Genomic DNA, 11,397 nt, shown 5'->3' on the forward strand with positions numbered 1-11,397 from the left:
GGCAGGCCCGTCCGCCCCTGGGCACACGACCGTTACGTCACATTCAGCGCAGAAGTGGCATACGCAGCCCACGTATTGGTGAACAAAACGGGCGTCTCTCGTGAACGCGCCGCACGCAACGTGAAGGGAAGCGGTCACGGCCGATCCCGAACTGCCGTACCGCACAAGCCCGCTGACGGCGCTACGCCTCCGCGGCCTGCTCGTCGTTGCGCGGCGCCGGTGCCTCCAGGTCGAACTCGCCGTCCCGGGCGCCGAGGACGAAGGCCCGCCACTCGGCCTCGGTGTAACGCAGCACGGTGCCGGGGTCGAGCGAGGAGCGCATGGCGACGGCCCCGCCGGGAAGGTTGGCGATCTCGACCCGCTCCTCGTGCTCCTCCGTGCCGGGTGCGCTGCGCCACTCCACGTCCGAGATGTCCAGGGCGTAGAGCTCGTCCCGCTCCCGCTCCTTGCGCGCCTTGATCTGCTCTTCGGTCTCCGCCATGCCGCAGTGACTCCTTCCCTGCGTACGCGTCCCGGCGTACGCCAACGATCTGTGCGCTCACACTAGTGGCCGCCCCTGTACCGCCCTCCGCCTTTTCCCGGGCATTCCCCCGCCCTCGCGAACCGTGGCGAAGGTGCCGTCGACTGGCTGGTACCCTGATGGACGGCCGTTTGTGTACGCACCCCCGGAGCCACCGCAGGTTCACCTGCCGGCCCTGGAGGCCGCGCCCAGCGGATCCCCGCCTCCCGAGTAACGGAAGCTCCCCCGAGACACAGACCGGGGGCACTCGGTGGCCATTTCAGAAGACTACGAGGAGTACGAGTGTCGCTCGACGCCGCCACGAAGAAGCAGATCATCGCCGAGTTCGGCCAGAAGGAGGGCGACACCGGCTCCCCCGAGGTCCAGGTCGCCATGCTCTCGCGCCGGATCTCGGACCTGACCGAGCACCTCAAGACCCACAAGCACGACCACCACTCCCGCCGTGGTCTGCTGATCCTGGTCGGTCAGCGCCGTCGCCTGCTGCAGTACCTGGCGAAGAAGGACATCCAGCGCTTCCGTACGCTGGTCGACCGCCTGGGCATCCGCCGCGGTGCGGCGGGCGCCAAGTAAGACGCCGTGAAGGGAGCGGTTCCCGTGAGTGTGGGAACCGCTCCCTTTGCCGTACGTACGGAAACGTGCGGAGTGTCACTGCCGCTTTGTAGTGTGGTAGCACAACGCAATACGTACGACACAGAGTGACGGGCCGTGCCCATCGGGGCAGGCCGCCGTCACACGACGAACGAGGAGAAGTGCAGCCTCGCCGCCGCCGGTCCTCGGTAGTGGCCCCCGGGAGAATGCGAACCCCGGGTGCTTCGATCGAAGACCGGCCCGCACAGCACGGCGCGCTTCTCCGCAACCGTCCCCCCGCCACACGGGCGAGGAGGGACGAAGACGAGGAGAAAACGCTAGTGGAGAACGAGACCCACTACGCCGAGGCCGTCATCGACAACGGCTCCTTCGGCACCCGCACCATCCGCTTCGAGACGGGCCGCCTGGCCAAGCAGGCCGCCGGCTCCGCCGTGGCGTATCTGGACGACGACACCATGGTGCTGTCGGCCACCACCGCCTCCAAGAACCCCAAGGACCAGCTCGACTTCTTCCCCCTCACGGTGGACGTCGAGGAGCGGATGTACGCCGCCGGCAAGATCCCCGGCAGCTTCTTCCGCCGTGAGGGCCGTCCCTCCGAGGACGCCATCCTCACCTGCCGTCTGATCGACCGCCCGCTGCGCCCGTCCTTCAAGAAGGGCCTGCGCAACGAGATCCAGGTCGTCGAGACGATCATGGCCCTCAACCCCGACCACCTGTACGACGTCGTGGCGATCAACGCCGCGTCCGCGTCCACGCAGCTGGCCGGTCTGCCCTTCTCCGGCCCGATCGGCGGCACCCGCGTCGCCCTGATCAACGGCCAGTGGGTCGCGTTCCCGACGCACACCGAGCTCGAGGACGCCGTCTTCGACATGGTGGTCGCCGGCCGCGTCCTGGAGGACGGCGACGTCGCGATCATGATGGTCGAGGCCGAGGCCACCGAGAAGACCATCCAGCTCGTCAAGGGCGGCGCCGAGGCGCCCACCGAGGAGGTCGTCGCCGCCGGTCTCGAGGCCGCGAAGCCCTTCATCAAGGTGCTCTGCAAGGCCCAGTCGGACCTCGCCGCCAAGGCCGCCAAGCCCACCGGCGAGTTCCCGATCTTCCTCGACTACCAGGACGACGTCCTGGAGGCGCTGACCGCCGCCGTCAAGCCCGAGCTCGCCCAGGCGCTCACCATCGCCGGCAAGCAGGAGCGCGAGGCCGAGCTGGACCGCGTCAAGGGGCTTGCCGCCGAGAAGCTCCTGCCGGAGTTCGAGGGCCGCGAGAAGGAGATCTCCGCCGCGTACCGCTCGCTGACCAAGACCCTGGTCCGTGAGCGCGTCATCAAGGAGAAGAAGCGCATCGACGGCCGCGGTGTCACCGACATCCGCACGCTGGCCGCCGAGGTCGAGGCCATCCCGCGGGTGCACGGCTCGGCGCTGTTCGAGCGCGGCGAGACCCAGATCCTGGGCGTCACCACGCTGAACATGCTCCGCATGGAGCAGCAGCTGGACACCCTCTCGCCGGTGACCCGCAAGCGCTACATGCACAACTACAACTTCCCGCCGTACTCCACCGGTGAGACCGGCCGCGTCGGCTCCCCGAAGCGCCGCGAGATCGGCCACGGCGCCCTCGCCGAGCGCGCGCTGGTGCCGGTGCTGCCCACGCGCGAGGAGTTCCCGTACGCGATCCGTCAGGTGTCCGAGGCCCTCGGCTCCAACGGCTCGACGTCCATGGGCTCGGTCTGCGCCTCCACCATGTCGCTGTTGAACGCCGGTGTGCCGCTGAAGGCCCCCGTCGCCGGTATCGCCATGGGCCTGATCTCCCAGGAGATCGAGGGCGAGACGCACTACGTCACCCTCACCGACATCCTCGGTGCGGAGGACGCCTTCGGCGACATGGACTTCAAGGTCGCCGGCACCAAGGAGTTCGTGACCGCCCTCCAGCTCGACACCAAGCTGGACGGCATCCCCGCCTCCGTCCTGGCCGCCGCCCTCAAGCAGGCCCGTGACGCCCGCCTCCACATCCTTGACGTGATGATGGAAGCGATCGACACGCCGGACGAGATGTCCCCGAACGCCCCGCGGATCATCACGGTCAAGATCCCCGTGGACAAGATCGGTGAGGTCATCGGCCCCAAGGGCAAGATGATCAACCAGATCCAGGAGGACACCGGCGCCGAGATCACGATCGAGGACGACGGCACCATCTACATCGGTGCCGCCGACGGCCCGGCCGCCGAGGCCGCCCGTACGACGATCAACGGCATCGCCAACCCGACCATGCCGGAGGTCGGCGAGCGCTACCTGGGCACCGTCGTGAAGACGACGACCTTCGGCGCGTTCGTGTCGCTGCTCCCGGGCAAGGACGGTCTGCTGCACATCTCGCAGATCCGCAAGCTCGCGGGCGGCAAGCGCGTGGAGAACGTCGAGGACGTCCTCGGCGTGGGCCAGAAGGTCCAGGTCGAGATCGCCGAGATCGACTCCCGCGGCAAGCTCTCCCTGATCCCGGTCATCGAGGGCGAAGAGAACGACGCCGACAAGAAGGACGACGGCGACAAGTGACGCCACGTGGCTTCGAGGCGACGGCCCGCACCTCCTCGGAGGCGCGGGCCGTCGCCCGTACCCAAACCCTCATCAAGGGCGAGAATGGCATCGGCACGGTCCGCAAGACCACCCTCCCGGGAGGTCTGCGCATCGTCACCGAGACCCTGCCCTCGGTCCGCTCCGCGACCTTCGGCATCTGGGCGCACGTAGGCTCCCGCGACGAGACGCCGGCCCTGAACGGCGCCACGCACTACCTGGAGCACCTGCTCTTCAAGGGCACCACCCGCAGGTCCGCGCTCGACATCTCTGCCGCCGTCGACGCGGTCGGCGGCGAGATGAACGCGTTCACGGCCAAGGAGTACACGTGCTACTACGCGCGCGTGCTCGACACCGACCTGCCCCTCGCCATCGACGTCGTCTGCGACATGCTGACGGGCTCGCTCATCCTCGAAGACGACGTCAACGTCGAGCGGGGCGCGATCCTCGAAGAGATCGCCATGACCGAGGACGACCCGGGCGACTGCGTGCACGACCTCTTCGCGCACACGATGTTCGGCGACAACGCCCTCGGCCGCCCGGTCCTCGGCACCGTCGACACGGTCAACGCCCTCACCGCCGACCGCATCCGCCGCTTCTACAAGAAGCACTACGACCCGACCCACCTGGTCGTGGCGGCCGCGGGCAACGTCGACCACCAGAAGGTCGTACGCCAGGTCCGTGCCGCCTTCGAGAAGGCGGGCGCCCTCAAGGACGCCGACGCGGTTCCCGTCGCCCCGCGCGACGGCCGCCGCACCATCCGCACCGCGGGCCGCGTCGAACTGCTCGACCGCAGGACCGAACAGGCGCATGTCGTCCTCGGCATGCCGGGCCTCGCCCGCACGGACGAGCGCCGCTGGGCACTCGGCGTGCTGAACACCGCCCTCGGCGGCGGCATGTCCTCCCGCCTGTTCCAGGAGGTCCGCGAGAAGCGCGGCCTGGCCTACAGCGTGTACTCGTACACCTCGGGCTTCGCCGACTGCGGCCTGTTCGGCGTCTACGCCGGCTGCCGGCCCTCACAGGTCCACGACGTGCTGAAGATCTGCCGCGACGAGCTCGACCATGTCGCCGAGCACGGCCTGTCCGACGAGGAGATCGGCCGCGCCATCGGCCAGCTCCGCGGCTCCACGGTCCTGGGCCTCGAAGACACGGGCGCGCTGATGAACCGTATCGGCAAGAGCGAGCTGTGCTGGGGCGAGCAGATGTCCGTCGACGACATGCTGACCCGGATAGCCTCGGTCACCCCGGACGACGTCCGCGCGGTCGCCCGCGACATCCTGGGACGGCGGCCTTCGCTGTCGGTCATCGGCCCGCTGAAGGACAAGCAGGCCGCGCGTCTGCAGGACGCCGTCGCCTGACGTCCGACACCCGTCTTCGACAACTCCCTCAAGGAAGCAGAAGAGATGAGCAAGCTGCGCGTGGCGGTCCTCGGTGCGAAGGGGCGCATCGGTTCCGAGGCGGTCCGGGCCGTCGAGGCGGCCGAGGACATGGAGCTGGTGGCCGCCCTCGGCCGGGGTGACGAATTGGAGACGCTGGCCGTGACCGGCGCCCAGGTCGTGGTCGAACTGACCACACCGGACTCGGTGATGGGCAACCTCGAGTACTGCCTGGAGCACGGCATCCACGCGGTCGTCGGCACCACGGGCTGGACCGAGGAGCGCCTCACGCAGCTCAAGGACTGGCTGGCCGCCTCCCCGGAGACGGGTGTGCTGATCGCGCCCAACTTCTCCATCGGCGCCGTCCTCACCATGAAGTTCGCCCAGCTCGCCGCGCCCTGGTTCGAGTCCGTCGAGGTCATCGAGCTGCACCACCCGAAGAAGGTCGACGCTCCGTCCGGCACCGCCACGCGCACGGCCCAGCTGATCGCAGAGGCCCGCAGGCAGGCCGACTCGCCGCCCGCGCCGGACGCGACGGCGACGGCCCTGGACGGCGCGCGCGGCGCGACCGTCGACGGCGTCCCGGTGCACTCGGTCCGGCTGCGCGGCCTGCTCGCCCACCAGGAGGTCCTGCTCGGCGGCGAGGGGGAGACGCTGACGATCCGCCACGACTCCCTGCACCACAGCAGCTTCATGCCGGGCATCCTGCTCGGCGCCCGCCGCGTGGTGACGACTCCGGGCCTGACCTTCGGCCTGGAACACTTCCTGGGCATGAGCTGAGCCACCGATCCTCATGCGCGCGAAGATCTCCTACGCCATAACGGCCGCCGTCCTCGTCTTCTACTTCGTCCTGGTCGGCAGCCGCGGCGTCATGCTCATCCAGTCCGGCACGGTCATCACGATCACCTTCGGCGTGGCCGTGCTGATCCTGCCGGTGATCGGCCTGTGGTTCCTGTGGAAGAACACCCAGTTCGTCCGCAGGGCCAACGCCCTCGCCGCCGAGCTGGACGCCGAGGGCGGTCTGCCCGTCGACGAGCTCAAGCGCACGCCCGGCGGACGCATCGACCGGGAGTCGGCCGACGAGGTCTTCGCCAAGCGCAAGGCCGAGACCGAGGCGGCCCCCGACGACTGGCGCAGCTGGTTCCGGCTCGCCGTCGCCTACCACGACGCCCGCGACACCCCACGCGCCCGCAAGGCGATGCAGCGGGCGATCGCACTGCACGACGGCAGGACCCTCGAAGCCTGATCGTCCGCGCGTGCTCACTCATGTACGCCGAAGGGGCCGACCCGCGTTCGTCGCGGGCCGGCCCCTTCGTGCGACCGTGTGAGTGCTGTGAGTGCTGTGAGCGCTGTGAGCGCTGGGTGTCAGCGTCGTCCGTGCTCCGCCGCCCACGCCTCGATCGTGTCCGCCGCCCGGTCGAACGACCCTTGCCGCGCAAGGAAGTCGGCGTTGTGCGTGGTCATCAGCACCTGCGCGTCCTGCTCCGCACGGTCCCGGCGTACGAGAACGAGCGCCTGGCCCTGCACGGTCCGCGGCAGCCCGAGCCAGCGCACCGGCTGCTGCGCCGTCCGCACCGTGACGACCCGCTCCCAGGGCGTCGTACGCGTGCCGAAGAAGGTCACATGGCGCAGCCCCCGTGCACTCACCCACGCGCCCATGCGCAGCAGCCGCAGCGCGCACACGATGACGGCCAGGGCGATGCCGAAGATCACGGCCGCCTCGGCGGCGGAAGCGGTGAACGCGATGATGACCGCCGCGAACAGGACGAACGAGGCGAGCAGCAGCCACAGCGCCGCCGCGCCCACCCGCCACGGGCCGGGACGGTAGGGACGCCGCCAGCGATCGCGGTCGTGATACGGCAGCGCGAGGTCGTCGGCTGTCTCGAAAGCGCGGTCGGCCGTCAGGAAGGGCAGGGGCACGGCTTGTCCTCACTCAATCCATGCGTGGGCTGTGCCCGGTGAGGCTATCCGGCTGTGTCCCAGCTCACCACCTTGGGGGGTCCGATGGAGTCAGCGTCCCTGAGAGGCCTGGGACTGCTGAGCCGGTGTGCCGGCGTCGGTGGACAGCGCCGGCGTGCCGAGGACCAGCGCGCCCACGAGCCCGGCGACGAGGGTGAGCCCGAGCAGCCAGCGCCCGGCTATCTGACCGAGGGACGCCCGCTCGCGGGGCGGGGGTGTGACATTGCTGCGGAACCTGTCGGCCGCGGCGACAAAGGCGAACGGGACGGGCTCGCGCCGACGAGACATGGCCGGTGGGTCTCCCTTCTGGGGTCCGGGGTCGAATCCGGGGCATCGAACGAATGCCTGTCATCTACACAGACGGCCGAGCGCACCAAAAGGTGCCCTATTCCCGACAAGTCACAGGAATCAGGTCCAGCCCCGGCGGCGTGGCGCTCCCCGTACAGTGGGCGCGAACCCAAGACGTGATGGAAGGACTCCCGTGACCTCCGGCGACGCCCCCAAGCCGTACATGCGCAGTGATGTCACCGTCGAGCTGGTCAAATCCAGCGCATCGGATGCCGATGTCCTCTTTGCCGCCCGCGTCTCGACCCTGGGCGAGCAGTCCCTGGAGGAGCTCCAGAAGGACCCCGAGCGCTCCAAGGGACTGATCAACTACCTGATGCGCGACCGGCACGGCAGCCCCTTCGAGCACAACTCGATGACCTTCTTCATCAGCGCCCCGATCTTCGTCTTCCGCGAGTTCATGCGGCACCGCGTGGGCTGGTCGTACAACGAGGAGTCCGGCCGCTACCGCGAGCTCGAGCCGGTCTTCTACGTCCCCGGCGAGTCGCGCAAGCTCGTGCAGGAGGGCCGCCCGGGCAAGTACGTCTTCGTCGAGGGCACCCCGGCGCAGCACGCCACGGTGACCAGCGTGCTGTCGGAGACCTACGAGCAGGCGTACACGGCCTACCAGAAGCTCCTCGCGGAGGGCGTGGCCCGCGAGGTCGCCCGTGCGGCCCTTCCGGTCGGCCTCTTCTCCTCCATGTACGCCACGTGCAACGCCCGTTCGCTGATGCACTTCCTCGGCCTGCGCACCCAGCACGAACTGGCGAAGGTCCCGTCCTTCCCGCAGCGCGAGATCGAGATGGTCGGCGAGAGGATGGAGGAGGAGTGGGCCCGGCTGATGCCGCTCACCCACGCCGCCTTCAACGCGAACGGCCGAGTGGCGCCGTAGCGCGTCCGTGTTCCGTGGCGGGGCACAGACGTACGGGTCAGTCTGGCGAAGTGTCCGTATTGCGGCATTTAGAGAAGTTCATCTAGCCTGATCAAACGGACCCGGTACTGCTTGAACCCCCGAGCAGGCAGTACCGGGCTCCGCATTTGTCCGGACTTATCCCGCACCCCTAGGGCAGACCGCACACGGAGCAGCGAGTAGCGTGTTACCCATGGCTCCGACCTCCACTCCGCAGACCCCCTTCGGGAGGGTCCTCACCGCCATGGTCACGCCCTTCACGGCGGACGGCGCTCTCGACCTCGACGGCGCACAGCGGCTCGCCACCCACCTGGTGGACGCAGGCAACGACGGCCTGATCATCAACGGCACCACCGGTGAGTCCCCCACCACCAGCAACGCGGAGAAAGCGGACCTCGTACGGGCGGTCGTGGAGGCCGTAGGCGACCGGGCCCACGTGGTCGCGGGCGTCGGAACCAACGACACCCACCACAGCATCGAGCTGGCCCGGTCCGCCGAGCGCGTCGGCGCCCATGGCCTCCTCGTCGTCACCCCGTACTACAACAAGCCCCCGCAGGAGGGCCTGTACCAGCACTTCAGGGCCGTCGCCGACGCCGCCGAACTGCCGGTGATGCTCTACGACATCCCCGGCCGCAGCGGCGTCCCGATCAACACCGAGACGCTCGTACGGCTCGCGGAGCACCCGCGCATCGTCGCCAACAAGGACGCCAAGGGCGACCTCGGCCGCTCCAGCTGGGCCATCGCCCGCTCCGGCCTCGCCTGGTACTCCGGCGACGACATGCTCAACCTGCCGCTGCTCTCCGTGGGCGCCGTCGGCTTCGTCTCGGTCGTCGGCCACGTCGTCACGCCCGACCTGCGCGCCCTCGTCGACGCCTTCGTCTCGGGTGACGTACAGAAGGCGACCGAGATCCACCAGAAGCTGCTCCCCGTCTACACAGGCATGTTCCGCACCCAGGGAGTCATGACGACCAAGGCGGCTCTCGCCCTGCAGGGTCTGCCCGCCGGGCCCCTGCGCGCCCCCATGGTCGAGTGCACGCCGGAGGAGATCGCCCAACTCAAGATCGATCTTGCTGCCGGCGGGGTACAGCTCTAACACCAGACTTGGCACCACAGGCTTCACAACTGAATAGGCAGGCCACCGGTGCCTGCACCCCACAACGACAACTGCTCATGCACGAACGTCATGCGCGCCACGTGCCCCAACCGGTACGTGGCGCGTGTGGTGAGGAGAGTCTTTTGAGTCATCCGCATCCTGAACTCGGCCCGCCGCCGCCGCTCCCCGAGGGCGGCCTGCGGGTCACCCCACTCGGCGGTCTCGGCGAGATCGGCCGGAACATGACGGTCTTCGAGTACGGCGGCCGCCTTCTGATCGTCGACTGCGGAGTGCTCTTCCCCGAGGAGGAGCAGCCCGGAATCGACCTGATCCTGCCGGACTTCACGTCCATCCGGGACCGCCTCGACGACATCGACGGCATCGTCCTCACACACGGCCACGAGGACCACATCGGCGGTGTCCCCTACCTCCTGCGGGAGAAGCCGGACATCCCGCTGATCGGCTCCAAGCTGACCCTCGCCCTGATCGAGGCGAAGCTCCAGGAGCACCGCATCCGTCCGTACACCCTCGAGGTGGCCGAGGGACACCGCGAGCGGGTGGGCCCCTTCGACTGCGAGTTCGTCGCGGTCAACCACTCGATCCCGGACGCCCTCGCCGTCGCCGTCCGCACCCCGGCCGGCATGGCCGTGCACACCGGCGACTTCAAGATGGACCAGCTGCCGCTGGACCACCGCCTCACGGACCTGCACGCCTTCGCTCGGCTCAGCGAGGAAGGCATCGACCTGCTCCTCGCCGACTCGACGAACGCCGAGGTACCGGGCTTCGTCCCGCCCGAGCGCGACATCTCGAACGTGCTGCGCCAGGTCTTCGCCGGCGCCCGCAAGCGGATCATCGTGGCGAGCTTCGCCAGCCACGTCCACCGCATCCAGCAGATCCTGGACGCGGCCCACGAGTACGGCCGCCGGGTCGCCTTCGTCGGTCGCTCGATGGTCCGGAACATGGGCATCGCCCGTGACCTGGGCTATCTGAAGGTCCCCCCGGGCCTGGTGGTCGACGTCAAGACGCTCGACGACCTCCCCGACTCCGAGGTGGTCCTGGTCTGCACGGGCTCGCAGGGCGAACCGATGGCCGCCCTGTCCCGGATGGCCAACCGCGACCACCAGATCCGCATCGTCGACGGCGACACGGTGATCCTGGCGTCGTCCCTCATCCCCGGCAACGAGAACGCGGTCTACCGCGTGATCAACGGCCTGACCCGCTGGGGCGCCAACGTCGTCCACAAGGGCAACGCCAAGGTGCACGTCTCGGGCCACGCCTCGGCCGGCGAGCTCCTGTACTTCTACAACATCTGCCGCCCGAAGAACCTGATGCCGGTCCACGGCGAATGGCGCCATCTGCGCGCCAACGCCGAACTGGGCGCCCTCACCGGCGTCCCGCACGACCGCATCGTCATCGCCGAGGACGGCGTGGTCGTCGATCTCATCGAGGGCAAGGCGAAAATCTCGGGCAAGGTCCAGGCGGGCTATGTCTACGTCGACGGCCTCTCCGTCGGCGACGTCGGCGAACCCGCCCTGAAGGACCGCAAGATCCTCGGTGACGAGGGCATCATCTCCGTCTTCGTGGTGGTGGACTCGTCCACCGGCAAGATCACCGGCGGTCCGCATGTCCAGGCCCGCGGTTCGGGCATCGAGGACTCGGCCTTCGCCGACGTGATCCCGAGGATCACCGAGGTGCTCGAACGGTCGGCCCAGGACGGGGTCGTGGAGCCGCACCAGCTCCAACAGCTCATCCGCCGCACCCTCGGCAAGTGGGTCTCCGACACCTATCGCCGCAGGCCGATGATCCTTCCGGTAGTGGTGGAGGTCTGACGCCAACTGGCAGCGGGGCGCCTCGATTTGCATCGAGGCGCCCCGCTCCAGTACGTTTACGGCTCCGCCTGAACGGGAACCCGGACGCCTCGTGCGCCGGAACCAGTCCCCGTTGGGGGGCGGGAAATCCGACTCAGAACCTCTGATAAAGTCGGGTCCGCCGGAAAGGGAAACGCGCAAGCGGAAACCTGGAAAGCACCGAGGAAATCGGATCGGAAAACGGTCTGATAGAGTCGGAAA

At 68.8% G+C, this 11,397-nt stretch carries 11 protein-coding genes; 8 read left to right on the forward strand and 3 right to left on the reverse strand.

From position 1 onward, the window contains the following. Positions 1–181: 181 nt before the first annotated feature. Entirely contained in the window at positions 182–481 is a 300-nt protein-coding gene (locus MQN93_RS33705) for a DUF397 domain-containing protein (protein ID WP_242712520.1), read from the reverse strand. Positions 482–802: 321 nt separating this feature from the next. On the opposite strand from MQN93_RS33705, the gene rpsO reads away from it, so the two are divergent. The 5 genes from rpsO to MQN93_RS33730 all read left to right on the forward strand — a co-directional run bounded on the left by rpsO (position 803) and on the right by MQN93_RS33730 (position 6,288). Next, complete coding sequence (gene rpsO, locus MQN93_RS33710) at positions 803–1,090, forward strand: 30S ribosomal protein S15 (RefSeq protein ID WP_016432306.1); 288 nt, start codon at positions 803–805, stop codon at positions 1,088–1,090. Positions 1,091–1,428: 338 nt separating this feature from the next. After that, positions 1,429–3,648, forward strand: a complete 2,220-nt coding sequence (locus MQN93_RS33715) for a polyribonucleotide nucleotidyltransferase (RefSeq protein WP_016432305.1) — start codon at positions 1,429–1,431, stop codon at positions 3,646–3,648. Beyond that, on the forward strand, positions 3,645–5,024 hold the full coding sequence (locus tag MQN93_RS33720) for a M16 family metallopeptidase (RefSeq protein ID WP_016432304.1): 1,380 nt from the start codon (positions 3,645–3,647) through the stop codon (positions 5,022–5,024). Before MQN93_RS33715 ends, MQN93_RS33720 begins: the two co-directional genes overlap by 4 nt. A 45-nt stretch (positions 5,025–5,069) precedes the next feature. Next, a complete protein-coding gene (dapB, locus tag MQN93_RS33725; RefSeq protein ID WP_016432303.1) occupies positions 5,070–5,822 on the forward strand; it encodes a 4-hydroxy-tetrahydrodipicolinate reductase in 753 nt (250 codons plus the stop codon). Positions 5,823–5,835: 13 nt separating this feature from the next. Next, entirely contained in the window at positions 5,836–6,288 is a 453-nt protein-coding gene (locus MQN93_RS33730; RefSeq protein WP_016432302.1) for a tetratricopeptide repeat protein, read from the forward strand. 119 nt (positions 6,289–6,407) lie between these two features. Here the strand turns inward: MQN93_RS33730 and MQN93_RS33735 are convergent, their stop codons facing one another. Both MQN93_RS33735 and MQN93_RS33740 read right to left on the reverse strand, forming a co-directional pair. Beyond that, positions 6,408–6,962 (reverse strand): SCO5741 family PH domain-containing membrane protein, encoded by a 555-nt coding sequence (locus MQN93_RS33735; protein WP_242712521.1) that lies wholly within the window; start codon positions 6,960–6,962, stop codon positions 6,408–6,410. A 90-nt stretch (positions 6,963–7,052) separates the two neighbouring features. Then, a complete protein-coding gene (locus MQN93_RS33740) occupies positions 7,053–7,289 on the reverse strand; it encodes a hypothetical protein (protein ID WP_016432300.1) in 237 nt (78 codons plus the stop codon). Between the two features lie 223 nt (positions 7,290–7,512). On the opposite strand from MQN93_RS33740, the gene thyX reads away from it, so the two are divergent. The 3 genes from thyX to MQN93_RS33755 all read left to right on the forward strand — a co-directional run bounded on the left by thyX (position 7,513) and on the right by MQN93_RS33755 (position 11,157). Then, positions 7,513–8,217, forward strand: a complete 705-nt coding sequence (gene thyX, locus MQN93_RS33745; RefSeq protein WP_242712528.1) for an FAD-dependent thymidylate synthase — start codon at positions 7,513–7,515, stop codon at positions 8,215–8,217. A gap of 211 nt (positions 8,218–8,428) precedes the next feature. Further along, complete coding sequence (gene dapA / locus MQN93_RS33750; RefSeq protein ID WP_242712522.1) at positions 8,429–9,328, forward strand: 4-hydroxy-tetrahydrodipicolinate synthase; 900 nt, start codon at positions 8,429–8,431, stop codon at positions 9,326–9,328. 143 nt (positions 9,329–9,471) lie between these two features. After that, on the forward strand, positions 9,472–11,157 hold the full coding sequence (locus MQN93_RS33755) for a ribonuclease J (RefSeq protein WP_016432297.1): 1,686 nt from the start codon (positions 9,472–9,474) through the stop codon (positions 11,155–11,157). The last annotated feature ends 240 nt before the right edge of the window (positions 11,158–11,397 follow it).

The organism is Streptomyces spinosisporus, assembly GCF_022698145.1.
Taxonomy (GTDB): Bacteria; Actinomycetota; Actinomycetes; order Streptomycetales; family Streptomycetaceae; genus Streptomyces; species Streptomyces spinosisporus.

Coding starts and splice junctions, on each gene's coding strand:
- MQN93_RS33705 (WP_242712520.1), bottom strand. CDS start 481: ATGGCGGAGACCGAAGAGCAGATCAAGGCGCGCAAGGAGCGGGAGCGG.
- dapB (WP_016432303.1), top strand. CDS start 5,070: ATGAGCAAGCTGCGCGTGGCGGTCCTCGGTGCGAAGGGGCGCATCGGT.
- MQN93_RS33730 (WP_016432302.1), top strand. CDS start 5,836: ATGCGCGCGAAGATCTCCTACGCCATAACGGCCGCCGTCCTCGTCTTC.
- MQN93_RS33740 (WP_016432300.1), bottom strand. CDS start 7,289: ATGTCTCGTCGGCGCGAGCCCGTCCCGTTCGCCTTTGTCGCCGCGGCC.
- thyX (WP_242712528.1), top strand. CDS start 7,513: ATGCGCAGTGATGTCACCGTCGAGCTGGTCAAATCCAGCGCATCGGAT.
- dapA (WP_242712522.1), top strand. CDS start 8,429: ATGGCTCCGACCTCCACTCCGCAGACCCCCTTCGGGAGGGTCCTCACC.